Here is a 25564-nt window from a genome sequence, read left to right as displayed (position 1 = left end):
TGGAGATGGCAGCTGGCACGACGCCGCGCCGCGGCTCAGTCGAGATGAGGCGCGATCAGCCGTTCGCATCCGCGTACGCGTTCGATATAGGCGACCACCGCGTCGCCGCGCGCGTAGCCGTGGTCGAGCCCGGCGTAGTAGCGGCGTTCGGCCAACAGCGGGATGACCTGTTTGAGATCGGCCCACAGGTGGGGGTTTTTGCCCAGCCGGCGCGCCAGTGTCTGAGCATCGCGCAGATGGCCGATGCCCATGTTATATGCCGCTAGCGCGAAGTAGTTGCGGTCGGGCAGCGGTACAGCGTGCGAGATCAAGGCCCGCATTTTCGCCAGATAGCGCGCGCCGCCGCTCACGTTTTCCGCGGCCGACAGGCGGTCGGATACGCCGACCGTATGCGCGGTGGACGACGACAGCATCATCATCCCGGCTACATCGTGATGACGAGCCCGCGGGCGCCATTTGGATTCGGTGTAGGCGACGGCAGCGATCAAGGCCGCCGGCAGGCCGTAGTTTTGCCCCACATGCGTGAACAGACGTTGATAGCGCGGCAGCGTGGTCGCGAGCCGGTGACGCAGGTCACGTTGTTGCCGCGTGGTGAGATGTGGCGTCGATGGGTTGGATGCCGTGGGCGCGATGGTCTCGAAACCGGCGAGCGAAAAGCCGCGGGTGGTGCGGTGTCGAACCGGGTCGATAAAAATGGGCCAGCGCGCGGCATCCGGGCGCAACAAGCGGCCCGTATCGGGAAACAGATGATGCCCGAGACCGTCGAGCCGGGCAGGCGCGAGGGCGGTCGGGGCCGCGCTGACCATAGTAGACAGGCAGCCGCCGATCAGCAGCATGCCCGCAGCCGGAGCCACGACACGAAAAGGCGTCATGGCAGGGCACGCGGTGTCGACATACATTTCAGTTTAGCAGACGCTGCCGTGCGGGCTGCGTTGCCGGCGGGCGGACGCTATGGGAATATTCAGGCGATGACTTCACGCCTGTATTTCGCCGCCGGCTTTGCCGCGGCCGTTGCCGCTCTCGTTTTCGCCTACCTGCTTCAGTATATCGGGGGGCTGGAGCCGTGCCCGCTGTGTATATTTCAACGCGTGGCCATGGCCGGCGTTGCGTTGTTCTGCCTGATCGGCTGGATTCACGGACCCGGCGGCGCGGGCCACCGGATCTATGCCGGGCTGGCGGGGCTGTCGGCGATCGCCGGGGTCGCGATCGCGGCGCGCCATGTCTGGCTCATGCATCTACCGGCCGATCAGGTGCCGGCTTGCGGGCCCGGGCTGAATTACCTGATTCATATCATGCCGTTGCAGGAGGTCGTCTCGACCGTACTGCGCGGCGATGCCAGCTGTGCGACGGTGAAAGGGTCTTTCGCCGGCCTGAGCCTGCCGGCCTGGTCGCTGATCTATTTCATTCTGCTGACCATCGGTGCGCTGGTCGGCGTGCTCGGTTTTGGAGCGCGGTCCGGCTCGGCTCGTTCATCCGATTAAGGAGCTTTCCATGTATCCCGTAACCGATCTGTGTGACGAATTCTCCGACAAACTCCAGATTCTGGAGCCGATGTTCACCGACTTCGGTGGCCGGCTGGCCTTCGGCGGCCCGATCAGCACCGTCAAGTGCTTCGAGGACAATTCGCTGGTACGGCTTGCGCTGGAAGAGCCGGGCGCCGGGCGCGTGCTGGTGGTGGATGGCGGCGGCTCCGATCGCTGTGCGCTGCTGGGCGACAACCTGGCGCAGTTGGCGATCGACAACGACTGGGCTGGCGTCATCGTCTACGGCTGTATTCGCGACGCGGAGGCCATCTCGCAGATGGATGTCGCGGTCAAGGCCTTGAACACGCATCCGCTCAAGTCGAACAAGAAGAACGTCGGTGAGCGCGACGTGCCGGTGCGTTTTGCCGGCGTATCGTTCATGCCGGACGACTGGCTGTATGCCGATCTCGACGGCATCGTGGTGTCGGCGTCCGAACTCGCGTTGTAGCCGGGCCTGATCGGCGCTTCGCAGGAGGGCCAGCGGGCCGCCAGACCGGTTGCCCGCGAATCGTGGCTCCACGGTACGCGTGTTTGAAGTGAATGTCGGGCGTGCGGCTCGCCGGGCACAAAGACTGATACACGCCGGCAGGCCGGGACGCTGCGGCCGAGGCGTCTTCGGGTGGTAGACGCGAGCGGCCCGTGTTCACCGTGTGCCTACGAGAGAGGAGAGGGGATGCGTGAGCCCGCACCCAATTGTCGTCGTTGCCCGCGCTTGGTGTCGCTGCGTCGAGAGATTCGACGCGCCCACCCCGAACACCACGCGGCGCCGGTGCATGTCTTCGGCCCGGCCGATGCCGCGCTGCTGGTCATCGGGCTGGCGCCCGGGCTTTACGGCGCCAACGCCACCGGCCGTCCGTTCACCGGCGACGATGCCGGCGGGCTGCTGTATGCCACGCTCCATGCCCACGGCTTTTGCAATGCGCCGCGTTCCGAGGGCCCGGGCGACGGTCTGGTCCTGCAGGACTGTCGTATCACCAACGCGGTGAAATGTCTGCCGCCGGATAACCGCCCGGTTGCGGCGGAGATCAATACCTGCAATCGGTTTCTGGCCGACGAGGTGAAGCAGGCGAGTGTCCTGGTGACGCTGGGTGGGGTGGCCCACAAGGCGACGGTGCGGGCGCTGGGTTTGCGACAGGCAGACCATCGATTCGGGCACGGCGCGACATACGACCTGCCCAGCGGCCATCGGCTGATCGCGTCGTATCATTGCAGCCGTTATAACCGGAACACACGACGCCTTACGCCGGCCATGCTGGATGAGGTTTTCGCTCGGGCACGAGCGGCGGTCGACGCGGTTCGCGACTTGTCATCGACGGCTTCGGGCGCATCATAGACGCATGACGAACGACACCGGATTCGACCCCAATCGCTACGTCCGCCAGCTGACCACGCGACCCGGCGTGTATCGCATGTACAACGCGGCGGGCGAGGTGCTGTATGTCGGCAAGGCGAAGAATCTCAAGAAGCGTGTTTCGAGCTATTTCCTGCGGGCCTCGGGCAGCCCCAAGACCGAGGCGATGCTCGACCAGGTGGCCAATATCGAGGTCACTATCACGCATACCGAGGATGACGCGCTGCTGCTCGAGTCGACGCTCATCAAGAAGCATCGGCCGCGCTACAACGTGGTACTGCGGGACGACAAGAGCTATCCGTATCTGCTGATCACCGGCGACAACGATTACCCGCGAGTCATCTACCACCGCGGCGCGCAAAAACGTAAGGGGCATTATTTCGGCCCGTTCCCGAGCTCCGGTGCGGTCAAGAACACGGCCGATACGCTGATGCGACTGTTCAAGCTGCGCAACTGCCGCGACAGCTATTTCGAGAATCGCTCGCGACCCTGTCTGCAGTATCAGATCAAGCGCTGCAGCGCGCCCTGCGTCGGCTATATCAGCGCCGAGGATTACGCCCGCGATGTCTCCGACGCAGTCGAAATGCTGGAAGGCCGCAACGAAAAGCTCATCGAGCGCCTGGTCCACGACATGGAGGCGGCCTCGGCGAAGCTCGATTTCGAGACCGCCGCGCGTCTGCGCGAAAAGATTTCGTCGCTGCGCCGGCTTCAGGCGCAGAGCCAGACTGTGGGTGGCAAGGGCGATTTCGATCTGATCTGTGGCGCCATCGACGGCGGCGTGGCGGCCGTGGTGGTGGTAACCGTGCGTGGTGGCATCAACCTCGGGCATCGCAGTTTCTTCCCGCGCGCGCCGGCCGGCACGGCGGTCGAGGATGCCATGGCAGCGTTCATCAGCCAGTACTACATCGATCGCCCGGTGCCGCCGGAGCTGCTGGTCGATCCGTTGCCCGCACAGAACGACGAACTGGCTGAAAGCCTGACGGCCAGGGCGGGGCGCCGGGTGGCGATCAAGACCAACGTGCGCGGCGAGCGCCGGCGCTGGCTCGACAACACGCGCGCCACCCTCGATCAGACGCTCTCGGCCCAGCTCGCCAGCCGGGCCGGGGTGGAGAAACGGCTGACAGCGCTCGCCGACGCGCTTGGTATGAATGAACCGCCCATGCAGATGGCCTGTTTCGACATCAGCCATACGCGCGGGGAGAAAACCGTCGCCTCCTGCGTGGTGTTCGAAGCCGGAGCGCCGAACAAGTCGGCCTATCGACGCTTCAACATCAGCGGCATCGAACCGGGCGACGATTACGCGGCCATGCGTCAGGCCTTGACCCGGCGGTTCAAGCGGGTGAAGGCCGGCGAGGCCAAATTGCCCGATCTGTTGCTCATCGATGGCGGCAAGGGGCAGCTGGCAGTGGCGCGCGAGGTATTGGACGAGCTCGAGGTCTCGGGCGTGCAGCTGCTCGGCGTAGCCAAGGGCTCGACGCGCAAGCCGGGACTGGAACAGCTGTTTTTGCCGGGGCAGAACGCACCTCTTATACTGCCGGCCGACTCACCGGGGCTCCATTTGATTCAGCAGATTCGCGATGAGGCGCATCGTTTCGCCATCGCGGCCCATCGTGGCCAGCGCGGCAAGGCGCGCAGCGCTTCGGTTCTCGACGGCGTCGAGGGCCTCGGGCCGAAACGGCGCAAGAGTCTGTTGCAAACGTTCGGCGGTCCGCGTGAAGTGGCGCGGGCTGGCGTCTCCGATCTGGCCCGTGTGGAAGGCATCAGCACTGCCATGGCGCAACGGATATACGATTATTTTCACGACACGGCCTAAGACACGACGCGCGATGCCACGGTCCATACCGGGTTTGGCGCCGGCTGTCTGAGAAAGCCCCGTGCGACGACGATGCGAGGAGAAACGTTGAACCTGCCTATCTGGCTCACCCTGTTCCGGCTCGTGCTCATCCCTTTTGTTGTCGGGCTTTTGTTCGTCCGGCTGCCGGGCTTTAACGTTGCCGCGGCCGTGCTTTTCGGTATCGCGTTGGCCACCGACTGGCTGGATGGCCATCTGGCGCGACGCTGGAATCAGACCTCCGCGTTTGGCGCGTTTCTCGATCCGGTAGCCGACAAGCTCATCGTATGTGCCGTGCTGGTCATGCTCGTATATCGCGATCCGCACTGGTTCGTGGCCTTGCCCGCCAGCATCATCGTCGGGCGTGAGCTGACGGTTTCGGCGCTGCGCGAGTGGATGGCCGAATTGGGTCAGCGCGGCGTGGTTTCAGTCGGTTCGCTGGGTAAATACAAAACCGCGGTCCAGATGCTGGCTATCTTTCTGATGCTGTTCGATCTGTATCGACAGCATGCGATCTACGTGGTTGGCGTGGTGCTGCTCGGCATATCGGCCGCGCTTACACTCTGGTCGATGATCATCTATTTGCGCCAAGCGTGGCCGACGCTCAGTATCGAACGGCGCTGACGCGTTGCCGAAACGGCGATGCAGGGCGATTTGAAATCAATTGGAAATCAATCGTTGACACCCTGTCTCGCTGCCCTATAATACGCGCCAACACAGCGGGAATAGCTCAGTGGTAGAGCACAACCTTGCCAAGGTTGGGGTCGCGAGTTCGAATCTCGTTTCCCGCTCCAAATAGCCGAAACCTCGGCCGATCCGGCCGGGGTTTTTCTTTGTCGAGGGCCTGGTTTATGCTCGGGCCTCGCACTTGAGGCCAGGTGGCAGAGTGGTGATGCAGCGGCCTGCAAAGCCGCGTACCTCGGTTCGATTCCGGGCCTGGCCTCCATTCTTTTCCCTCGAAATGTATCGCCGGCGTTCAGCCATCGCATCGATTTCGATGCAATGCCCCGCGTGCATCGCTTCCCTGCTAGAATTCGCCGCCAAGCCCGGGTGGCGAAATTGGTAGACGCATGGGACTTAAAATCCCTTGGCCTTATGGCCGTGCCGGTTCGAGTCCGGCCCCGGGCACCATCGACTAGCGTTGTCTCGTCCGAAATCGCCGGTGCCGCCGCGAGTCGGGAGGGCGCAAGGGGCGGTCGATCGTGCTGGCAGGCGTCACGCGCCGAGCTCGCGAGGCTGCACCGCGCGCCCGCGGTTGAGGCCTCCCCATCATCCGATGTGAACGGACAAGCGCCCATTGGTTGTCGATGTAGCGTCTGTAAAGCAGCGTTGCACGCCGAGACCGCACCCCGGCGGGGCAAGTCCTTGGTCGCTCTCGTCACGCTGTCTGCCGGTTCACGGCGCGAATGCCTCTGAACGCGTAGCGCACCTGGCGCGGTATTGCTCTGATTTTCAAGACGTAGCGCGCTTGCTGCCATGACGTCTCGAAGAATGGCACACCAGTATGGCGCTGGTACGGGCCGGAAGGATCGCGGCCTATCCGAATCGAAGCTGAACGATCGCCCGCGGTCGCTCATTGTATTGCGCACCCAAAGCGTTAAACTTCGAGCTTCCATCGTCCAAAGACGATAAAGCGATGTCAGGAGAGATCAGGCTCGATTTCGAGCAACTGCCGACGGTGGCACCGTCCTATTTCCGGGCGGTCGCGAATTTCGGTTCTGGCCTGTCGCAGGGCGAGACCATTCCGGATATCGTTGCCCGGCTCAACGATCTGGAAGTCAGAGCGGAAAACCTTGCTCGGTACCGCAAGGTGTGTGGTTTTCCTCGCGCCGACACGCTGCCCGTGACTTATCCGCATGTCCTCGCATTCCCGATGCATATGGCCGTGCTGACGCACAAGCGTTTCCCACTGAAACTGCTGGGCTTGATTCACGTGCGTAATGAGATCACCCAGCGCCGTGCGATTCGGGTCGACGAACCGCTGGATCTGATTGTGTCCGTGGGCGGGCATCGGGAGGTTTCCAAGGGGATCGAATTCGATCTCGTCACGCGCGTCAACGATGCGAGTGGCGCCACGATCTGGGAAGAGACCGGCGTCATGCTGTCGCGCGGTAAGAGCGGCGGTTCGAGCAAGCGCAAGGAAATGCCCGAGCTAGGTTTTTCTGCGCAGGAAGAAGCCAGTTGGCAGGTGCCGGCGGATATCGGGCGGCGCTATGCCGCGGCAGCCGGCGATTACAACCCGATCCACTTGAGCGCCTGGAGCGCCAAATTGTTCGGGTTTCCACGTGCGATCGCCACCGGGATGTGGATGAAAGCTCGTGCCGCCGCCGCGCTCGAGCCGCATATCGACGTCGACGCCTATTCGTTGTCCGTGGCTTTCAAGAAGCCCGTTTTTTTGCCGAGCACCGTCCTGTTCAAGGAAGGGGCGGTCGACAACGGTCTGGATTTTGCTTTGACCAGCCGCTCGGGTGATATCCATCACCTGACCGGCGAGGTGAGGTACCTCTGATTCGATGTTCGCGCCGATTGCCGCGGACACCCGGGTGCCGATCATCAATGGATCAGGATTAGATATAAGGATGTGTTATGCGAATTCGTAAAGCGGTATTCCCGGTAGCCGGCCTCGGCACGCGGTTTCTACCGGCGACCAAGGCCAGCGCCAAGGAGATGCTTCCGGTCGTCGACAAGCCGCTGGTGCAGTATGCGGTCAAGGAAGCGATCGCGGCGGGCGCCGAGGAAATGGTGTTCATCACCAGCCATGCCAAGAATTCGATCATGGATCACTTCGATCGCGACTACGAACTCGAAGCCGCGCTCGAAGCCAAGGGGAAGGAAGAATTGCTGGCCGCGGTTCACGATGTGCTGCCCCCGGGCATCAGTTGTGTGTATATCCGGCAGCCGGAGCAGCTCGGGCTGGGCGACGCCATTCGATGCTCGCTGCCGGCCGTGGGTGATCAGGATTTCGCTGTGATCCTCGCTGATGACTTGATCGCGGGTGCGTTTCAGCCTTGCATGGCGCAGATGCATCGGGTTTATCAGGAGTACGGCACCAGCGTCCTGGCGGTACAGCGCGTGCCTTGGGAAGACACCCACAAGTACGGCATCGTCGAGGCCGAGCCGATCGGCCCGGGGCTATCCGAGATCCGCGGCATCGTCGAAAAGCCGGCGACCGAGGAAGCCCCCTCAAATCTGGCGGTGGTTGGCCGTTATATCCTGACGCCGCGCATCTTCCGCTTGATCGACAAGACCAAGCCGGGCGCCGGTGGCGAGATCCAGCTCACTGATGCCATTGAGGCATTGATGGGCGAGCAGACCGTGCTGGCTTATGAATTCGAAGGTACGCGTTACGACTGCGGCAGCAAATTCGGGTATCTCAAGGCCAACGTCGAAATGGGTCTGAAACACGACGAGATCGGCGACGAGTTCCGTGATTACCTCAAGCGGCTCACCGCCGGATGGGAAGACGATTCGGAAGCACAACAGGCCAGCTAGAACAAGGCCCGATAAGCCGGCGCTCGCGCCGGCCCGGGCGCTGGCAATTTGTTATCATATGCGCCCGGCGCGGACCGGATGATGGCAGCGGAGCGCCGGCCAACGACACCGGGGTGTATCCGGCACCCTGACACGGCGACAGACCAGTTTCTATGAAAAGCGACTTGAACGACGAGTTCATCAGTACCTCCCCGTTGTTCGGCGGCAACTCCTCCTACGTCGAAGCCTATTACGAACAATATCTCCGCGATCCGGAATCAGTCGAGCCGAGCTGGCGCGACTACTTCAAGAGCCTCAACGGCGACGGCAATGGCAGCGATATCGCGCACGGCCCGATCCGCGACTCCTTCGTGGATATGCAGGCCTCGGCGGGCCAGGGTGCATCGGCCAAATCTGGCTTGTCGTCGCGCGCGGCACAGAAACAGGCCGGTGTACTCCAGCTGATCAATCATTACCGCAGCCGCGGGCATCGTGTGGCCGATCTCGACCCGCTGGGTTTGTACAACCCGGCGCCGTTGCCGGATCTGGACCCGGCCTATCACGGCCTGGGCGAAGCGGACATGGACAAGGTGTTCAACACCGGTTCGCTGTATGCGCATGACGACGAGATGCGGCTGCGAGACATCATCGATGTCTGCAAGCACGTGTACACGGGCACGATCGGCACCGAGTACATGTATATCACCAATACCGAGGAGAAACGCTGGATCCAGCGTCGCCTCGAAGCCGGGGTCGAGCACCCCGGCCTGCAGGACAGCGAAAAGCTCGAGATACTGCGCCAGCTGACCGCCGCCGAAGGCATCGAACGGTATCTGCATACCAAGTATGTCGGCCAGAAGCGTTTCTCGCTTGAAGGCGCCGATAGCATGATTCCGGCGCTCGACGAGCTGGTGCGTTCGGCGGCGCGTCACCACGTTGACGAAGTCGTGATCGGCATGGCGCATCGAGGCCGCCTGAACGTGCTGGTGAATATTCTCGGCAAGGCGCCGAGCGAGCTGTTCGCCGAATTCGAAGGCAAGTACGACGTCGACGAACTCGATATGTCCGGCGACGTGAAATACCACCTCGGTTTCTCCACCGACATCGAGATCGAGGACGAACGCGTGCATCTGGTGCTCGCGTTCAACCCGTCGCATCTTGAGGCGGTAAATCCGGTGGCCCAGGGCTCGGTCAAGGCACGCCAAGTGCGGCGCCACGATACCGCGGGCGAGACGGTCCTGCCGGTGCTGATTCACGGCGATGCGTCGTTCGCGGGTCAGGGCATCGTCATGGAAACGCTGCAGCTGTCGCAGGCGGAAGGCTATGCGACCGGCGGTACGGTGCACCTGATCGTGAACAACCAGCTCGGGTTCACCATGCAGGACCCGATCACCGGCAAGCAGGGCGAGATGTCGCGGACGTCGCAGTACTGCACCGATATCGCCAAAATGCTGGAAGCGCCCGTTTTCCACGTCAACGGCGACGACCCGGAGGCCGTGGTCTTTGTCACGCGTCTGGCGATGGATTACCGCGAAACCTTCGGCAAGGATGTCATCGTCGACATGATCTGCTATCGCCGGCAGGGCCATAACGAGGCCGATGAGCCGGCGGTCACGCAGCCGCTGATGTATCAGAAGGTCAAGAGCATGCAGACCACGCGCATGCTGTATGCCAAACATCTGCAGGATCTCGGCCTGATCGGCGAGAACGGTGCCCAGGAGTTGTTCGATGCCTATCGCGACGGGCTCGACGCGGGCAAGAACATCAGCCGCACCACGCTCGGTATGGTGGGCAACGAGCACACGGTCGACTGGGACAAGTATCGGCTCGACAAGTGGTCGAATATCGTCGACACGTCGGTGCCGGTGGAAACCCTTCGCCGCCTGTCGGCTTCGTTGTACGACAACCTGCCCGACGGTTTCGACCTGCATAAACGCGTGCAGCGCATCGTCGACGATCGCCGCAAGATGGCCGCCGGTGCCTCGCGTATCGACTGGGGCTTTGCCGAGCATATGGCCTATGCCAGCCTGCTCGACGACGGTTTCAATGTGCGACTTTCCGGCCAGGATTCCGGGCGCGGCACGTTCTTCCATCGCCACGCCAAGATCTACAACCAGAAGGACGGCCAGGCCTTCTTGCCGCTCAACGAATGTTCGCGTGATGGCACGTTCTTCGAGGTCAACGACACATTGTTGTCCGAAGCCGGCGTACTGGGCTTCGAATACGGCTATGCCTCGGCGGACCCGCAGACGCTGACGATCTGGGAGGCCCAGTTCGGCGATTTCGTCAACGGCGCCCAGGTCATCATCGACCAGTTCATCGCCAGCGGTCGTGCCAAATGGGGCCGCATGTGCGGGCTGACCATGTTCCTGCCGCATGGCTATGAAGGCCAGGGCCCGGAGCATTCGTCGGCGCGTCTTGAGCGTTTCCTGCAGCTGTGTGCGGAACGCCACATGCTGGTATGCGTCCCGTCGACCCCGTCGCAGTGGTTCCACCTGCTGCGTCAGCAGATGGTACGCAATCTGCGCATGCCGTTGGTCGTGCTAACGCCGAAGAGCCTGCTGCGTCATCGTCTGTCGACCTCGACGCTCGAAGATCTGTCGGATGGCCACTTCCAGTTCGTGATCGACGACACCTCTGGTTTGGAGCCGGAGAAGGTCAAGCGCGTCGTCTTCTGCAGCGGTAAGGTGTACTACGACCTGTATCAGGAACGCGAAGAGCGCGAGCTCGACGATGTGGCGCTGGTCCGCATTGAGCAGCTCTATCCGTTCCCGGCCGAGGACTACGCCGCAGCGTTGGCTCGTTACCCGAACGCCGATCAGATCGTGTGGTGCCAGGAAGAGCCCGAGAACCAGGGGGCCTGGTATCAGATCAAGCATCGTCTCCAGGTGCCGCTCGAAGACCATCACGAACTGCTTTATGCGACGCGCCCGGGCGCGGCGACCACCGCGGTCGGCTACCACAAGCTGCACGTGCAGCAGCAGGAGGCCGTGGTCGAGGCCGGTCTGGTGGGCGGCGAGCACCTGATCGAAAAAGGCACGGTCAAGGCTGACCCACGCGGCAAGAAATCCGGTGTCCGCAGCAAGAAATAATGCGGATCGATATTCACTAGACAGACGACGAATCAGGAATAGTAATGGCGACAGAAGTCAAGGTGCCGGAGCTGCCGGAATCGGTCAGTGAGGCCACGGTTGGCGAGTGGCAGAAAAAGCAGGGCGACGCGGTCGAACGCGACGAGAACCTGCTGGATCTGGAAACCGACAAGGTGGTGCTCGAAGTGCCGGCCGTGGCCGCCGGCAAGCTCGCCGAAATCAAGGTGCAGGCCGGCGATACCGTGCAGGCCGGCGATGTGCTCGCGATCATCGAGGAAGGCGAGGCCGGAGACACCGGCGGCGACGAGTCGGCGGACGACGATTCGGCCGATGAGAAGGCCGAAGCTGAGAGCGGCTCGACTTCCAGCGAGTCGGATGCCGATAGCGACCAGTCCGGCAGCGACGACGCCGTGGCCAGCCCGGCAGCCAGCAAGCTCATGGACGAAAACGACATCGCCGCGCGCGATGTCAGCGGTACCGGCAAAGATGGCCGGATTACCAAGGCCGACGTGCAGAAGGCGATCGATAGCAAGTCTTCGAGTGCCAAGAACACGTCGAGCGCCAATCGTGACACGAGCGGCGCGCAGCCGCCGGCGACCGAGCAGGCCGATCGCCAGGCGCTGGGCGAAGTCTCGCCGGAGCGTGTCGAGCAGCGCGTGCCGATGACGCGTATTCGCCAGCGTATCGCCGAGCGCCTGCTGGATGCCTCTCAGAATACCGCCATGCTGACCACCTTCAACGAGGTGGACATGAAGGCGGTCATGGACCTCCGGGCGCAGTACAAAGAGAAGTTCGAGAAGGAGCACGATGTTCGTCTCGGCTTCATGTCGTTCTTCGTCAAGGCGGCAGTGGAAGCGCTCAAGCGCTACCCGATCATGAACGCCTCGATCGACGAAGGCGATATCGTGTATCACGGCTATTACGACATCGGCGTCGCGGTTTCCTCGCCGCGTGGTCTGCTCGTGCCGGTGCTGCGCGACGCCGACCAGCAGTCCTACGCTCAGGTCGAGTCGAAGATCCGCGACTTCGGCAAGCGCGCCCAGGACGGCAAGGTCACGATGGATGAAATGACCGGCGGCACGTTCACGATCACCAACGGCGGCGTGTTCGGTTCGCTGCTGTCGACGCCGATCATCAACCCGCCGCAGGCGGCGATCCTGGGCATGCACGCCACCAACGACAAGCCCGTGGTGCGCAACGGCGAGATCGTCATCCGCCCGATGATGATGCTGGCCGTATCCTATGACCACCGTCTCATCGACGGCCGCGATGCCGTGCTGTTCCTGCGTACGATCAAGGAACTGCTCGAGGACCCGGCTCGGCTGCTGCTGCAGGTCTGATTCGAATACGACGCGCCGGCTTCATGCCGGCGCTCTTCTTTAGAGAAATCAAGCAAGGACAAGCATGAGCAAGGAATACGATGTCGTGGTGATCGGCGCGGGACCGGCCGGTTATGTGGCCGCGATCCGTGCCGCCCAGCTCGGCATGAACGTGGTCTGCATCGACAAGTGGCTCAACCTCGACGACAAGCCGTCGCTCGGCGGCACCTGTCTCAATGCGGGATGTATTCCCTCCAAGGCACTGCTGGAATCCAGCGAGCTGTACCACCGCGCGAATCATGAATTCGCGACCCACGGTTTGAAGGTGGGCGATGTCGAAATGGACATCGCGCAGATGCAGAAGCGCAAGGCCGGCGTGGTCAAGGAACTGACCGGCGGCATCGCCAGCCTGTTCAAGGCCAACGGCGTGGAGTCGCTGGCCGGCAGCGGTCAGGTGGTCGATTCGGGCGAGGTGAAATACACCAGCCACGACGGCGATGAGCAGACCATCAAGACCGAGAACATCATCATCGCCTCGGGCTCGATCCCGGTCGAGCTCGACATCGCGCCGTTCGACGGCGAACTGATTGTCGACTCCTGGGGCGCGCTCGAATTCGACGAAGTGCCGAAGAAGGTCGGCGTCATCGGTGCCGGTTATATCGGTGTGGAACTGGGCAGCGTCTGGTCGCGCCTGGGCGCCGAAGTCACGCTGCTCGAGGCGGTCGAGGACTTCATGCCGATCGCCGATCGCGATGTGGCCAAGGAAGCGCTCAAGACCTTCAAGAAGCAGGGCCTGGATATTCAGCTCGGCGCGCGCGTGACCTCGGCCAAGACCAACAAGAAGTCGGTCCGAGTCGAATACACCCAGGGTGACGAAAACAAGAGCGAAACCTTCGATCGCCTGATCGTGGCCGTAGGCCGCCGCCCGAACACGGCCAATCTCTGTGCCAAGGGCGCCCAGGTCGAGCTCGACGACAAGGGCTTCGTCGATACCGACGATTTCTATCGCACCAGCTTGCCCGGCGTTTACGCCGTCGGCGATGTGGTCGGCAACCCGATGCTGGCGCACAAAGGCATGGAAGAAGGCGTGACGGTGGCCGAAATCCTGGCCGGCCAGAAGCCGCACGTGAACTACGACGCGATCCCGTCGGTGGTCTACACCACGCCGGAGCTCGCTTGGGTCGGCAAGAGCGAAGCCCAGGTCAAGGCCGCCGGCATCGACTATCGCGTCGGCCAGATTCCGTTCGCGGCGAATGGGCGTGCCAAGGCGCTGGGTCAGCAGGGTGGCTTCGTCAAGATGATCGCCGACGCCCAGACCGACGAAATCCTTGGCGTGCACATGATCGGGCCGTACGTGTCCGAACTCGTGCAGGAGATGGTCGTGGCCATGGAATACAAGGCGTCGAGCGAGGATATTGCCCGCATCATGCACGGGCATCCGACGCTGTCGGAAACCGTGCACGAGGCTGCACTCGCCGTGGACGGCCGGCCGATTCATTTCCCGCCGCCGCGCAAGAAGAAGTAGCCGACCGACCGCGGGTCCGGGTTGCGACGAACAGTCGCGACGCCGTCCTCAAGGCCGTGAACACCATGATGCGGAGCCGTGTAGACTCCGGATCATGGTGTTTTTTTTATGTCCGTTTGTCCTGAATGAGTGACGAGAGCGAAGAACGTTCGCTGGCCCGGCACGCCCGGCACGAAGACAACGAAAACAACAAGACCGCCGGGGAGGACACCCCCCTCGATGCATCCAAGAATGGCAAGTCGATGCCGCTGGTCTGTCTCGCCGCCCTCGGTATCGTCTACGGCGACATCGGCACCAGCCCGATCTACGCCCTGCGCGAAGCGTTCTACGCGCACGCCAGCATCGATACCCAGGCCAGCAATATCTACGGCGTGCTGTCGTTGATGTTCTGGTCGTTGATCGTGGTCATCTCGATCAAGTATCTGTCGGTCGTCATGCGCGCCTCGAATAACGGCGAGGGCGGCATCATCGCGCTGGTGGCGCTGCTCAATCCATGGAAGACTGAAAAGGCCAGCCGGCGCTATATCTTGATGCTGTTCGGCCTGTTCGGGGCCGCGCTGCTCTACGGTGATGGCACCATCACACCGGCGATCTCGGTGCTGAGTGCGATCGAAGGGCTGCAGGTGGCCACGCCGGCCTTTCAGCCCTATGTGATTCCGATCACGATCGCGATCCTGGTCGGCCTGTTCCTGATCCAGCACCGAGGCACATCGGCTGTCGGCGCCTTCTTCGGCCCGGTCATGCTGCTCTGGTTCGCCACGCTCGGCGTGCTCGGTATCGGCGGCATCGTTCATCACCCCGGCGTGTTCGCAGCGGTCAATCCGGTGCATGCCGTGACGTTCTTCGCCGCCAATGGTTTTGCCGGTTTCCTGGTCATGGGCACGGTGTTCCTGGTGGTCACCGGCGGTGAGGCGCTCTATGCCGACATGGGGCATTTCGGCATCGCCCCGATCCGTATCGCCTGGTTTGCCGTCGTGCTGCCCGGTCTGCTGCTGAATTACTTTGGCCAGGGCGCGCTGATGCTGTCGGATCCCCAGACCCGGCAGCCATTCTATGAACTGGCGCCGCACTGGGCGTTGTATCCGGTGGTGCTGATCGCGACGCTGGCCACGGTGATTGCCTCGCAAGCTGTCATCTCCGGCGTGTTCTCGCTCACTCGCCAGGCGGTGCAGCTGGGCCAGCTGCCGCGGATGCGCATCGTACAGACGTCGCGCGAATCGTACGGCCAGATCTATATTCCGATCGTGAACTGGGTGCTGATGGCCGCGACCATCGGGCTGGTGATCGGGTTCAAGAGTTCGGATCGATTGGCCTCGGCCTATGGCGTGGCGGTATCGCTGGATATGGTCATCACCACCGTGCTCGCGTTCTTCGTCGCGCGTCGCTGGGGCTGGTTCCCCACGTTCGCTGCCGCCATCGCCTTGCTGTTGATCCTGGTCGATCTGTCGTTTTTTGGTGCCAACGTCTTCAAGATTCCGGACGGCGGATGGTACCCGCTGGTCGTGGCCGGGCTGATCTTCTTTCTAATGGCGACATGGCGGACTGGGCGCGATCTGGTCGGACGGCGCCTCAACGAAGATACCGAGCCGCTCGATGAGTTCATCGAGGCGCATGCCGATCAGAGTCTGCGGGTCGACGGCACCGCGGTGTTCATGACCCACGCCGGCACGCGAACCCCGCCGATGCTGCTGCACCATCTGCGGCACAACAAAGTGCTGCATGCGCAGGTGATCCTGCTCACCGTGCACACGCGCGACGTGCCGCGCGTGCCGGCAGCCGACCGCATGGAAATCGAGGATCTCGGACGCGGCTTCTATCGCATGCAGGTCTATTACGGCTTCATGCAGGCCGCGAATGTGCCGGTGGCGCTTCGCTTTGCCGAGGAGTACGGGCTGGATGTCGACCTCGATCAGACGACGTACTACGTCGGCCGCGAAACACTCATTCCCACGGCGGATGTGCCGGGGATGATGGTCTGGCGCGAGCGTCTGTTCGCGTATATGTCGCGCAATGCCATGCCGGCGACGGCGTACTATCTCATCCCGAGCGACCGGGTCGTGGAGCTTGGCCTGCAGATCGAGTTGTAGCCGGTAAGAAGGTTTCGCTCGGGGTCGACGTTTCGCCGTGCTCGGCACGCCAGCGGCCATGCAGCCTGTTAAAATGCCGCCGAGCGTATCCAGACGAGGCGTTTATGGCAGGGCATAGTAAATGGGCGAACATCCAGCATCGGAAAAAAGCCCAGGATAAGAAGCGCGCCAAGGTTTTCACGCGGCTCATCCGCGAGATCACCGTGGCCGCCCGTATGGGCGGTTCCGACCCCAACGACAATCCGCGGCTCCGCCTGGCCTGGGACAAGGCGCTGGCGGCCAACATGCCCAAGGACAATATTGAGCGAGCGGCCAAGCGTGGCGCGGGCGAGTCCGGTGGCGACAACTTCGAGGAAGTTCGCTACGAGGGCTATGGTCCGCAGGGTGCGGCGATCATGGTCGATTGCATGACCGACAACCGCAATCGTACGGTCTCCGAAATCCGCTATGCGTTCAGTCGCAATGGCGGCAACATGGGCGCCGACGGTTCGGTGGCCTATCTGTTCGATCGGAAGGGCGTGCTGACTTTCTCGCCGGATGTCGACGACGAACAAGTGCTCGATCCGGCACTCGAAGCCGGTGCCGAAGACCTGGTGGAGTACGAGGACGGCTCGTTCGAAGTGCTGACCGCGCCCGACGATTACACCCAGGTGCGCGAAGCGGTCGAAGCCGCCGGGTTCGCGCCGGCCGACGGTGACGTCACCATGCGCCCCTCGACCACGGTGGAACTGACCGGCGACGCCGCGCAGACGTGCCTGAAACTGATCGACGCGCTGGAAGACATCGACGACGTCCAGAACGTCTATACCAACGTCGAATTCGACGAAGCCTCGTTGTCGGACGAGGCGGCCTAGGGCGTGCCCAGAATCATCGGCATTGATCCGGGTTCGACGATTACCGGCTATGCGATCGTGGACGGCGGTGCCGCGCCGCGGGCACAGGTTATCGACTGCATCCGGTTGCCGCGCGCCGATTTTCCAACCCGGCTGGGGCTGATCTTCGATCGGCTGTCCGAAGTCATCCGCGAGTATCGGCCGGATCAGATGGCGGTCGAGGACGTCTTCGTCTCGCGTAACGCCTCCAGCGCCCTCAAGCTGGGTCAGGCTCGCGGTGCCGCCATCTGTGCCGGCGCGTCGGCCGGGCTAAGCGTGGCCGAATATACGCCAACGCAGATCAAGCAGGCCATTGTTGGCCGCGGGCATGCCGACAAGGCGCAGATTCAGCATATGATCGCCATGCTGTTGGGCGCCAAGGGGCCGCTTCAGGCCGATGCCGCCGACGCCGCCGCGGTCGCGTTGTGCCATGCTCACCATGCGCATACGAGCGGCCGCATGCAGGCAGCACAGGCGCGAACCTCATGATTGGACAACTGCGTGGACGTATCGTCACCAAACAGCCACCGAGGCTGGTGATTGATGTCGGCGGCGTCGGCTATGAAGTCGAAGCGCCGATGTCGACCTTCTTCACGCTGTCGCAACAATCAGGCGAAGTGACGCTTCTGACCCAGATGGTGGTGCGGGATGACGCCATTCTGTTGTACGGCTTTGCCGAAGAAGCCGAACGGCGCCTGTTTCGCGAGTTGATCAAGGTCTCTGGCGTGGGCGCCAAGCTCGCGCTGACCGTACTGTCGGGGATGAACGTGGCCGACTTCGTGGCGACCATCGAAGCCGACGACGCGGCGCGTCTGACCGGGCTGCCCGGGGTGGGCAAGAAAACGGCTGCGCGCCTGCTGGTCGAAATGCGCGATAAGCTCTCCGGCACCGACATCGCGCCAACCTTGAACGCCAGCCCGGCACAAGACGGCGGTGGCCCGGTCACTGGCGGGGCGAGCGCCGATGCCCGGCATGCGCTGGTGGCCCTGGGCTACAAGCCGGCCGAAGCCGATCGTCTGTTGCGCGGTCTGGATACCGAAACCAACGACAGCGAAGCGCTGATCCGCGAAGCCCTGAAACGAGCGGTGCGCTGACATGCAACCGGAATACGGAGACGAGACCGAGCAGCGCCTGGTCGGCTCGGCCGAGCGCCCGGAGGATGGGCGATTCGATCGTGCGCTGCGGCCCACCGGCCTGGCGGAGTATATTGGCCAACCGGAGGTCAGCGAGCAGCTCGATATCTTCGTGTCCGCCGCGCGAGCGCGATCGGAGGCGCTCGATCATGTGCTGATCTTCGGCCCGCCGGGGCTCGGCAAAACCACGCTGGCCCACGTGATCGCCAACGAGATGGGCGTCGGCTTTCGCCAGACGTCCGGGCCGGTCCTTGAACGCCCCGGCGATCTGGCAGCGCTGCTGACCAATCTCGAGCGCAACGACGTGCTGTTCATCGATGAGATTCACCGCCTGTCACCGGTGGTCGAGGAAGTGCTCTATCCCGCGCTGGAGGATTACCAGATCGATATCGTAATCGGTGAAGGCCCGGCGGCGCGCTCGATCAAGCTGGATCTGCCGCCGTTCACGCTGGTGGGCGCGACCACGCGGGCCGGCGCGCTCACGTCGCCGTTGCGCGATCGCTTCGGCATCGTGCAGCGTCTGGAATTCTATTCCCAGGCCGATCTGTCGCATATCGTGACGCGCTCGGCCGGCATTCTGGAGATTGCGATCGAGCCGGCCGGTGCTGCCGAGATCGCCCGCCGCTCACGCGGCACGCCGCGCGTGGCGAATCGCTTGCTGCGGCGCGTGCGGGATTACGCCGAAGTACGGGCCGACGGCCGGATCGATGGCGATACCGCCGCTCGGGCCATGGACATGCTGCGTGTCGATGACAATGGCTTCGACGTGATGGACCGCAAGCTGCTCGGTGCGCTGGTCGAGAAATTCGACGGCGGCCCGGTCGGGGTCGAGAGTCTTGCGGCGGCCATCGGCGAAGCACGCGAGACGATCGAGGATGTCATCGAACCCTATCTTATCCAGCAGGGTTTCATGATGCGCACGCCGCGCGGCCGGCTGGCCACGGCCGCGACTTATCGCCATTACGGGCTGCCGGTGCCCGACACGGGCCGAACGGCAGCGTCCGATCTGTTCGATCTCGATGAGTGACGTGCCGACGCCGTTTCATATCGGCGTCCGGGTCTACTACGAAGACACGGATGCTACCGGCGTGGTCTACCATGCCAATTATCTGCGATATTTCGAACGGGCCCGCACCGAGTGGCTCGAAGCCCAGGGGCTCGGGCATCAGAGCCTGGCCGACGCCTACGGCATTGTCTTCACGCTGGCCGACCTGTCGATCCGTTTTCGACGCCCGGCACGGCTGGATGATCGGTTGTCCGTCAGTGCCGCGGTTGCGGAACGTACGCGCGCTCGTGTTGTCTTCGAACAGGAGATCACGCGCGACGGGGCGTTGTTAATTCAGGGCCAATTCACGGTGGCCTGTGTAAAAGTCGCGGACTTCCGGCCATGCCGGTTGCCTGAAGCGCTTATCAAGGAGTCGAGATGAACGTCGCGACCGACATGAGTCTGGTCAGTCTCATCATGCAGGCGAGCACGCTGGTCAAGGCGGTGCTGGTGATCCTGCTGCTGGCCTCGATTGCCTCCTGGGTGGTCATCTTCGCCAAGCGGCGACTGATGAAGAACACCGTGGCCGAGATGGAATGGTTCGAGGATCGTTTCTGGTCCGGTGGCAACGTCAAGGACATCTACGAGGAAGTGCATCGTCACGACGAGCATCCTGAAGGCATGCCGGCGTTGTTCAAGGCGGGATACGAAGAGCTCAAACGTCAGCGCAATCAGGGCGACGCGGTATCCAGTTCGGATATCGTACCGTCTGTGCAGCGGGCCATGCGGGTCGCGTTGTCGCGCGAGCTTGAGCGGCTCGAATCCGGGCTCGCTTTTCTGGCTACGGTCGGCTCGATCAGCCCCTATGTGGGCCTGTTTGGCACGGTCTGGGGCATCATGAGCGCTTTTATCGGGCTGGGGAACGTGCAGCAGGCCAGCCTGTCGATGGTCGCACCCGGTATTGCCGAAGCGCTGATTGCCACGGCGATGGGTCTGTTCGCCGCCATACCCGCGGTCGTGGCCTATAACTTCTTCAGCAATCGCCTCGAATTCATCGAGAACCGATTCGATACGTTCATGGAAGAGATGGCCGGGATCGTCGAACGCGGCGTGAATGCCGCGAATCCGATCGTGCGTGAACGAGCGGCGAAGAAGGCCGACAAGCCGGAACCGGTGCGCACCGCACCGGAGCTCTAGCCGTCGCTGGCCGCCGAGGTTCCATCGATCATGAGAACGCGAAAAAAACGCCGTCTGGCCGCCGAGATCAACGTCGTTCCATACATCGACGTCATGCTCGTGTTACTGATCATCTTCATGGTGACCGCGCCGCTGCTGACGACCGGGGTGAATGTCAATCTACCCAAGGCGCCGGCCAAGGTGCTGGACATGAAGAACGATCATCCGATCGTGCTCACCGTCACCAAGGATGGCGATATGTCGCTCAATGTCGGGCCATCACCCGACAAGCCGCTATCGCCGGATGAGATTACCGCCACGGTTTCCAAAGTGCTTAATGAGCGTCCCAACGCCCCGGTGGCGGTGCGTGGCGACGGGTCCGGGGCCTATGCCAACGTGGTTCGCGGCATGGTGCTGCTGCAACAGGCCGGTGCCGAGCATGTGGGCCTGATTACGAACAACGTCGACGAGCCCAAGTCGAAAAGCGGGGGATAGGTGCTCGATCTGCTGGAAAAGATGGGTGAGCATTGGCGCGCGGTGGTTCTGGCCGTCCTGCTGCACGTGCTTGTTGCCGCTTTTCTGATTTTCGGTATCCAGTTCTTCCACGACTCGGCCTCGAAGGGTAATCGCGGGCGTTCGATCATCGAGGCCTCGGTGGTGCAGGCCAGCGCACAGTCGACGCCGGCGTCCAGTGAGCCGGCGCAGAAGCAGCCGCAGAAGCCGGACCAGCAGCAGAACGAACAGGCCACAGCCGAGGCGGCAAAGAAGCAAGCCGAGGCGCAAAAAGCCGCTCAGCAGAAGGCGCAGCAGCAAGCCGCCGAAAAAGCGGCGCAACAGAAGGCAGCCGCGCAACAGGCTCGACAAGAGGCGGCACAGAAGGCCGCGCAACAGGCGGCGGCTGAAAAAGCAAAGAAACAGGCGGCCGAGCAGAAAGCCAAGCAGGAAGCGGCTCAAAAGGCTAAACAACAAGCGGCCCAGGAACAGGCCGAGAAGGAGGCCGCAGAAAAGGCGAAGCAAGAGGCGGCAGCCGAACAGGCGCGCAAGGCAGCCCAAGCCAAGAAGCAGGCCGCCGAAAAGAAAGCGCGCGAGGAAGCCAAGGCCAAAAAGAAGGCGGCCGAGCAAAAAGCGCAGCAGGAGGCCGAGGCCAAGAAGCAAGCCGCCGAGGAAAAGGCGCGTAAGCAAGCCGAAGCCCAAAAGAAGGCCGCCGCAGAAAAAGCGCGTAAGGAAGCCGAGGCCAAAAAGCAGGCGGCCGAGGAAAAAGCGCGCAAGGAAGCCGAGGCAAAGAAACAAGCCGCCGAAGAAAAGGCGCGCAAGGAGGCCGAGGCCAAGAAGAAAGCCGAGGCGCAAAAGCAGGCGCGTGAAGCCGCCGCGAAGGCCGACCTCCAGAAAGCGCTGGCTCAGGAAGCGGCCGGGCGGCAGAACGCCGTCAATCAGAAAGCGATGGCGCGATATGTTCAGGCCATCCAGGATAAGGTCGAGGGCAACTGGATTCGCCCGCCGGGCGCCTCTAATATCTCGTGCAAGGTTAAAGTCACTCAGCTGCCGGGTGGCCAGATCACCAACGTGCAGCTGCTCGGGTCCTGCGGCAGTGCGGCGATCGACCGCTCGGTCAAACAGGCGATCTACAAATCCGATCCGCTGCCCACGCCGCCCTCGGACAATCTGTTCCAGTCGGAAATCGAGTTCACCTTCAAGCCGGACCAATGAAATACAAGAATCTTCAATCGCTCGTCGTCGGCTTCGCGACCCTGTGCCTGATGGCCATCGCGGTATCGCCGGCTCAGGCCGCCCTGCAGGTGGATATCACCAAGAGTTCCGACAGCGCGATCCCGATCGCGATCGTGCCGTTCGGTTCGAGCCAGGGGCAGCAGATGCCTGTCGATGTCGCCCAGATCGCGAGCAACGATCTGGCATCGACCGGTTTGTTCAAGATCTTCCCACGCGGCAATATGCTGGCTAAGCCGAGTTCGCCGGATCAGGTCAACTACGACAATTGGCGGACACAGCACGTCGATAATCTCGTGGTCGGCTCGGCGTCGCCGAACGGCCAGGGCGGTTACAAGATCACATTCAATTTGCTGGATGCGGCACAGGGCCAGTCGGTGGCGAGCTACCAGCTCAATGCCGGGCCGAATCAGTTGCGACAGGCCGGCCACACGATCGCCAATCTGCTCTACCAGCGGTTCACCGGCAAGAAAGGCTATTTCCTGTCCCGTATAGCCTACGTGACCGTAACCGGGAGTTCGGCCGATAAGCGCCAGTTCCGTCTGGTGGTATCGGATTACGACGGTAGCCACCCGAGCACCGTTTATTCGTCCCAGGACCCGATCATGTCGCCGGCCTGGTCGCCGGACGGCAAGAAACTCGCCTATGTGGCGTTCAATGTCTACAAGGGCGTCAGCAGCGTTCGCGTTCAGGATCTGGCCACCGGCAAGGTGCGTACCATCGCGTCGGGCTCCGGGGTGAATGGTGCTCCCGCGTGGTCGCCAGACGGCAATCGTATCGCGCTGACCAAGTCGCAGAACGGTGACAGCAATATCTACGTCTATAACCTGTCGACCGGGCAGATGCAGCAGCTCACGCACAGCAGTTCGATCGATACGGAGGCGGCCTGGTCGCCCGACGGACAGAAAATCGCATTCACCTCGGATCGTGGCGGAAAACCCCAGATTTACGAGATGAGTAGTCATGGCGGCCAAGTTCAGCGCTTGACCTACGACGGTCAGAGTAACCAGCGTCCGGATTTCTCTCCGGACGGCAAATTGCTGGCTATGGTTCAGCAGAGTGCCAACGGCTTTCGCATTGCGGTGATGAACCTTGCGAACAATAATGTGCGGGTCGTGAGTGACGGGCCGCTGGACGACAGTCCCGCATTTGCCCCCAACGGTCAGGCCATCCTCTATGCCACCCAGGGCAGCAGTAACTCGCTGGCGACCGTCTCGGTCGATGGGAAAGCGAAGTCCACGCTGTCCCAGGCCGGTGAAGTACGCGAGCCGGCCTGGGGGCCGTTGGGGTACTGATCGACGAATCAATACGCCGGGCAGCATTCGAGCGGCCGGCGGTTGATAAACAACAATAGCAAGGAGCTTTCGAGCAATGCGTCACTTCGATTTTCAATTCGCCCGCCGGCTGATGCTGGTCATGGTGTTGCTGGCGACGGCCGTTGCGGTCACCGCTTGCGGGGGCAGCAAAAACATCCGCAATAACGGCGGCATGCCGGAAGCCGGCATGCAGGGGAGCAATGGCCAGAGTTCGGGCATGGGGCAGAGTCGCGATATCGATGTGCGCGGCCTCGAAGGCATTCCCAAGGGGGATCGCCACCTGTTCACCGATCCTAACAACCCGCTGTCCACGCGAACCATCTATTTTTCGCTCGACAGCAGCGCCATTCCGTCCAAATACTCCAACGTGATTCAGGCCCACGCCCAGTATCTGGCCAATCACCGGAACGTGCATCTGCGTCTGGAAGGCAATACGGATGAGCGCGGTACGCGTGAATACAACGTCGCCCTGGGCGAGCGTCGTGCCGAGTCTGTAAAGCAGGCGCTGGTTCTATCGGGCGCGAACGCGAGCCAGATCACCACGATATCCTACGGCGAAGAACGGCCGGCCGTGCTCGGTCACACCGAGGCGGCCTATGCCAAGAATCGTCGCGTGGACTTCATCTACACGAACCAATAGTCGTTAGAGGTCGATGATGCGGAACGCGTTGATCACCACCACGCTGGCAGCCACGGTCGCGCTTAGCGCGGCCGGGCTGGCTGCGAGCCCGGCCCGGGCCGATGTCGGCGGTAGCGGCGGACACCAGCCGCTTCTGTTGGCACAAAACGACAACGGGTCGAATCTGTTCAGCCTGTACCAGCAGATTCAGCAACTGCAGCAGCAGGTGCGGGATCTCAATGGCAAAGTCGATACGCTGCAGTACAAGCTCAAGCAGAACGAGAAAGGGCAGCGCGATCTCTATCAGAATCTCGACAAGCGACTGAGCAAGCTCGAAAATGGCGGTGCCGGAAACGGTGCCGCCGGCGGTGGCAACGGCGCGGCGGCCACCGGCAATGACGACGGCAGCAATGCCTCGGATGTCGATTCGGCCACTCAGGCCGCGTATCTGGATGGCTTCAACAAGCTCAAGAACGGTCAGTACGACGCGGCCATCGCCGCGTTCAAGCAGTTCGTTTCGCAACATCCGGATACCAGTCTGACCGACAACGCCTGGTATTGGCTCGGCGAGGCCTACTACGTGCAGCAGAACCTCGATGCATCGGAGCAGGCGTTCGAAACGGTGGTCAACAAGTTCGGCAATTCCTCCAAGGTGCCCGCCTCGCTGTACAAGATTGGCCTCATCGAGGCTGCACAAAATCACACCGACAATGCCAAGTCCACGCTGCAACGCGTGATCGACCAGTATCCGAACAGCGATTCCGCAGGTCTGGCAAAGCAGAAGCTGCAGTCGCTCGGTAACGGCTGACCGGACGCACCGTGCCCGATGTTCTCGACGTTCGATCTGATGGGCTTCGCCGTGACGGCGTACGCGAAAGCCGTTGGCCGCAGCGTGAGGATGCGCTGCGTATCACGGAGATCTTCTGCTCTTTACAGGGCGAGGCCAAGGCAGCCGGGCGTGTTTGTACCTTCATTCGCCTGACCGGGTGTCCGCTGCGTTGTCATTATTGCGACACGGCGTATGCGTTTCATGGCGGCGAGTGGACCCGGCTCGATGAGATTATCAACCAAGTCGAGGCCTTCGGCGCTAGAGATGTGTGTGTGACCGGCGGGGAGCCGCTCGCGCAGCCCAATGTGGCGCCGCTCGTACGCCGGCTCTGTGATGCGGGCTACGACGTTTCGGTGGAAACGGCTGGCGCCCTGGATATCCGGCCGATCGACGAGCGCGCCTCGCGCGTGGTGGATATCAAGACGCCGGATTCGGGCGAGGCGGCACGCAATCGCTGGGACAACATCGCGGCGCTCACCGATCACGACCAGCTCAAATTCGTGATTTGCTCGCGGGCCGACTACGAATGGTCCAAGGCACGGCTCGCGGAAATTACGCCGCCGGCGGGCTGTATTGTCTGGTTTTCGCCAAGCCACGGCGAAATCACCGCACGCGATCTTGCCGACTGGATCGTAGCCGATCGACTGCCGGTACGCTTCCAGCTTCAGTTGCACAAGCAACTCTGGGGCGACGCCCCGGGCCATTGATAC

General features: G+C 62.5%; 24 protein-coding genes and 3 tRNA genes. 26 read left to right on the top strand and 1 reads right to left on the bottom strand.

From position 1 onward, the window contains the following. Positions 1-35 precede the first annotated feature (35 nt). Positions 36-872, bottom strand: coding sequence for a transglycosylase SLT domain-containing protein (locus tag C41B8_RS19625; RefSeq protein WP_198025159.1), 837 nt, complete (start codon positions 870-872; stop codon positions 36-38). A gap of 96 nt (positions 873-968) precedes the next feature. Here C41B8_RS19625 and C41B8_RS11100 point away from each other — a divergent pair, with 96 nt between their 5' ends. From C41B8_RS11100 to queE, 26 genes are all read left to right on the top strand, one after another. Continuing rightward, the gene (locus C41B8_RS11100) at positions 969-1481 is read left to right on the top strand and encodes a disulfide bond formation protein B (protein ID WP_037337902.1); all 513 of its coding nucleotides are present in this window, start codon (positions 969-971) and stop codon (positions 1479-1481) included. 10 nt (positions 1482-1491) lie between these two features. Then, the gene (gene rraA, locus C41B8_RS11095) at positions 1492-1971 is read left to right on the top strand and encodes a ribonuclease E activity regulator RraA (RefSeq protein WP_037337900.1); all 480 of its coding nucleotides are present in this window, start codon (positions 1492-1494) and stop codon (positions 1969-1971) included. 225 nt (positions 1972-2196) lie between these two features. Further along, the gene (locus tag C41B8_RS11090; RefSeq protein WP_051883410.1) at positions 2197-2856 is read left to right on the top strand and encodes a uracil-DNA glycosylase; all 660 of its coding nucleotides are present in this window, start codon (positions 2197-2199) and stop codon (positions 2854-2856) included. A gap of 4 nt (positions 2857-2860) precedes the next feature. Next, on the top strand, positions 2861-4687 hold the full coding sequence (uvrC, locus tag C41B8_RS11085) for an excinuclease ABC subunit UvrC (RefSeq protein ID WP_037337898.1): 1827 nt from the start codon (positions 2861-2863) through the stop codon (positions 4685-4687). Between the two features lie 87 nt (positions 4688-4774). Continuing rightward, complete coding sequence (gene pgsA / locus C41B8_RS11080; protein ID WP_084188859.1) at positions 4775-5329, top strand: CDP-diacylglycerol--glycerol-3-phosphate 3-phosphatidyltransferase; 555 nt, start codon at positions 4775-4777, stop codon at positions 5327-5329. 95 nt (positions 5330-5424) lie between these two features. Then, positions 5425-5499: transfer RNA gene (locus tag C41B8_RS11075), tRNA-Gly, on the top strand. Positions 5500-5577: 78 nt separating this feature from the next. Next, positions 5578-5651 (top strand) — tRNA-Cys (locus C41B8_RS11070). Between the two features lie 98 nt (positions 5652-5749). Then, positions 5750-5836: transfer RNA gene (locus C41B8_RS11065), tRNA-Leu, on the top strand. 505 nt (positions 5837-6341) lie between these two features. Then, a complete protein-coding gene (locus tag C41B8_RS11060; protein ID WP_051883409.1) occupies positions 6342-7214 on the top strand; it encodes a MaoC family dehydratase in 873 nt (290 codons plus the stop codon). Between the two features lie 77 nt (positions 7215-7291). After that, on the top strand, positions 7292-8197 hold the full coding sequence (gene galU, locus C41B8_RS11055; protein WP_037337895.1) for a UTP--glucose-1-phosphate uridylyltransferase GalU: 906 nt from the start codon (positions 7292-7294) through the stop codon (positions 8195-8197). Positions 8198-8349: 152 nt separating this feature from the next. After that, positions 8350-11268 carry a 2-oxoglutarate dehydrogenase E1 component gene (locus C41B8_RS11050; RefSeq protein ID WP_037337893.1) on the top strand — a complete coding sequence of 973 codons (2919 nt, stop codon included), beginning with the start codon at positions 8350-8352 and terminating at the stop codon, positions 11266-11268. A gap of 44 nt (positions 11269-11312) precedes the next feature. Beyond that, positions 11313-12608, top strand: coding sequence for a 2-oxoglutarate dehydrogenase complex dihydrolipoyllysine-residue succinyltransferase (odhB, locus tag C41B8_RS11045; protein WP_037337891.1), 1296 nt, complete (start codon positions 11313-11315; stop codon positions 12606-12608). Between the two features lie 64 nt (positions 12609-12672). Beyond that, entirely contained in the window at positions 12673-14112 is a 1440-nt protein-coding gene (lpdA, locus tag C41B8_RS11040) for a dihydrolipoyl dehydrogenase (RefSeq protein ID WP_037337890.1), read from the top strand. Between the two features lie 242 nt (positions 14113-14354). After that, positions 14355-16199, top strand: coding sequence for a potassium transporter Kup (locus tag C41B8_RS11035; RefSeq protein ID WP_051883415.1), 1845 nt, complete (start codon positions 14355-14357; stop codon positions 16197-16199). A gap of 104 nt (positions 16200-16303) precedes the next feature. After that, positions 16304-17053 (top strand): YebC/PmpR family DNA-binding transcriptional regulator, encoded by a 750-nt coding sequence (locus C41B8_RS11030; protein WP_037337885.1) that lies wholly within the window; start codon positions 16304-16306, stop codon positions 17051-17053. Positions 17054-17056: 3 nt separating this feature from the next. Beyond that, positions 17057-17560: a crossover junction endodeoxyribonuclease RuvC gene (gene ruvC, locus C41B8_RS11025; protein ID WP_037337882.1), complete on the top strand. Its 504-nt coding sequence runs from the start codon at positions 17057-17059 to the stop codon at positions 17558-17560. Beyond that, the gene (gene ruvA, locus C41B8_RS11020; RefSeq protein WP_037337879.1) at positions 17557-18165 is read left to right on the top strand and encodes a Holliday junction branch migration protein RuvA; all 609 of its coding nucleotides are present in this window, start codon (positions 17557-17559) and stop codon (positions 18163-18165) included. The genes ruvC and ruvA overlap by 4 nt, the downstream gene beginning before the upstream one ends. Before the next feature lies 1 nt (position 18166). After that, positions 18167-19231 carry a Holliday junction branch migration DNA helicase RuvB gene (gene ruvB, locus C41B8_RS11015; protein WP_037337876.1) on the top strand — a complete coding sequence of 355 codons (1065 nt, stop codon included), beginning with the start codon at positions 18167-18169 and terminating at the stop codon, positions 19229-19231. Next, positions 19224-19631, top strand: coding sequence for a tol-pal system-associated acyl-CoA thioesterase (gene ybgC, locus C41B8_RS11010; protein ID WP_037337873.1), 408 nt, complete (start codon positions 19224-19226; stop codon positions 19629-19631). Before ruvB ends, ybgC begins: the two co-directional genes overlap by 8 nt. Beyond that, positions 19628-20386, top strand: a complete 759-nt coding sequence (tolQ, locus tag C41B8_RS11005; RefSeq protein WP_037337870.1) for a protein TolQ — start codon at positions 19628-19630, stop codon at positions 20384-20386. Before ybgC ends, tolQ begins: the two co-directional genes overlap by 4 nt. 30 nt (positions 20387-20416) lie before the next feature. Beyond that, positions 20417-20860: a protein TolR gene (tolR, locus tag C41B8_RS11000; RefSeq protein WP_037337868.1), complete on the top strand. Its 444-nt coding sequence runs from the start codon at positions 20417-20419 to the stop codon at positions 20858-20860. Further along, positions 20861-22072 (top strand): cell envelope integrity protein TolA, encoded by a 1212-nt coding sequence (gene tolA / locus C41B8_RS10995; RefSeq protein ID WP_051883408.1) that lies wholly within the window; start codon positions 20861-20863, stop codon positions 22070-22072. After that, positions 22069-23385, top strand: a complete 1317-nt coding sequence (tolB, locus tag C41B8_RS10990) for a Tol-Pal system beta propeller repeat protein TolB (protein WP_051883407.1) — start codon at positions 22069-22071, stop codon at positions 23383-23385. Before tolA ends, tolB begins: the two co-directional genes overlap by 4 nt. Before the next feature lie 76 nt (positions 23386-23461). Next, positions 23462-24046, top strand: a complete 585-nt coding sequence (pal, locus tag C41B8_RS10985) for a peptidoglycan-associated lipoprotein Pal (protein WP_037337866.1) — start codon at positions 23462-23464, stop codon at positions 24044-24046. Positions 24047-24059: 13 nt separating this feature from the next. Beyond that, complete coding sequence (ybgF, locus tag C41B8_RS10980) at positions 24060-24833, top strand: tol-pal system protein YbgF (RefSeq protein ID WP_051883406.1); 774 nt, start codon at positions 24060-24062, stop codon at positions 24831-24833. 95 nt (positions 24834-24928) lie between these two features. Further along, on the top strand, positions 24929-25561 hold the full coding sequence (gene queE, locus C41B8_RS10975) for a 7-carboxy-7-deazaguanine synthase QueE (RefSeq protein ID WP_037337941.1): 633 nt from the start codon (positions 24929-24931) through the stop codon (positions 25559-25561). Positions 25562-25564: the final 3 nt, after the last annotated feature.

Source organism: Salinisphaera hydrothermalis C41B8 (assembly GCF_000732535.1).
Taxonomy (GTDB): Bacteria; Pseudomonadota; Gammaproteobacteria; order Nevskiales; family Salinisphaeraceae; genus Salinisphaera; species Salinisphaera hydrothermalis.
Note: the sequence above shows the minus strand (reverse complement) of the source record. Positions and strands in the feature narration are given on the sequence as shown.

Bases quoted from the DNA above. Each gene is read 5' to 3' on its own strand.
- tolR (WP_037337868.1), top strand. From the start codon at position 20,417: ATGAGAACGCGAAAAAAACGCCGTCTGGCCGCCGAGATCAACGTCGTT.
- ybgC (WP_037337873.1), top strand. From the start codon at position 19,224: ATGAGTGACGTGCCGACGCCGTTTCATATCGGCGTCCGGGTCTACTAC.
- C41B8_RS11060 (WP_051883409.1), top strand. From the start codon at position 6,342: ATGTCAGGAGAGATCAGGCTCGATTTCGAGCAACTGCCGACGGTGGCA.
- uvrC (WP_037337898.1), top strand. From the start codon at position 2,861: ATGACGAACGACACCGGATTCGACCCCAATCGCTACGTCCGCCAGCTG.
- ybgF (WP_051883406.1), top strand. From the start codon at position 24,060: ATGATGCGGAACGCGTTGATCACCACCACGCTGGCAGCCACGGTCGCG.
- C41B8_RS11035 (WP_051883415.1), top strand. From the start codon at position 14,355: ATGCCGCTGGTCTGTCTCGCCGCCCTCGGTATCGTCTACGGCGACATC.
- ruvB (WP_037337876.1), top strand. From the start codon at position 18,167: ATGCAACCGGAATACGGAGACGAGACCGAGCAGCGCCTGGTCGGCTCG.
- C41B8_RS19625 (WP_198025159.1), bottom strand. From the start codon at position 872: ATGACGCCTTTTCGTGTCGTGGCTCCGGCTGCGGGCATGCTGCTGATC.
- rraA (WP_037337900.1), top strand. From the start codon at position 1,492: ATGTATCCCGTAACCGATCTGTGTGACGAATTCTCCGACAAACTCCAG.
- tolQ (WP_037337870.1), top strand. From the start codon at position 19,628: ATGAACGTCGCGACCGACATGAGTCTGGTCAGTCTCATCATGCAGGCG.
- C41B8_RS11100 (WP_037337902.1), top strand. From the start codon at position 969: ATGACTTCACGCCTGTATTTCGCCGCCGGCTTTGCCGCGGCCGTTGCC.
- C41B8_RS11050 (WP_037337893.1), top strand. From the start codon at position 8,350: ATGAAAAGCGACTTGAACGACGAGTTCATCAGTACCTCCCCGTTGTTC.
- odhB (WP_037337891.1), top strand. From the start codon at position 11,313: ATGGCGACAGAAGTCAAGGTGCCGGAGCTGCCGGAATCGGTCAGTGAG.
- pal (WP_037337866.1), top strand. From the start codon at position 23,462: ATGCGTCACTTCGATTTTCAATTCGCCCGCCGGCTGATGCTGGTCATG.
- ruvA (WP_037337879.1), top strand. From the start codon at position 17,557: ATGATTGGACAACTGCGTGGACGTATCGTCACCAAACAGCCACCGAGG.
- C41B8_RS11030 (WP_037337885.1), top strand. From the start codon at position 16,304: ATGGCAGGGCATAGTAAATGGGCGAACATCCAGCATCGGAAAAAAGCC.
- galU (WP_037337895.1), top strand. From the start codon at position 7,292: ATGCGAATTCGTAAAGCGGTATTCCCGGTAGCCGGCCTCGGCACGCGG.
- tolB (WP_051883407.1), top strand. From the start codon at position 22,069: ATGAAATACAAGAATCTTCAATCGCTCGTCGTCGGCTTCGCGACCCTG.
- lpdA (WP_037337890.1), top strand. From the start codon at position 12,673: ATGAGCAAGGAATACGATGTCGTGGTGATCGGCGCGGGACCGGCCGGT.
- C41B8_RS11090 (WP_051883410.1), top strand. From the start codon at position 2,197: ATGCGTGAGCCCGCACCCAATTGTCGTCGTTGCCCGCGCTTGGTGTCG.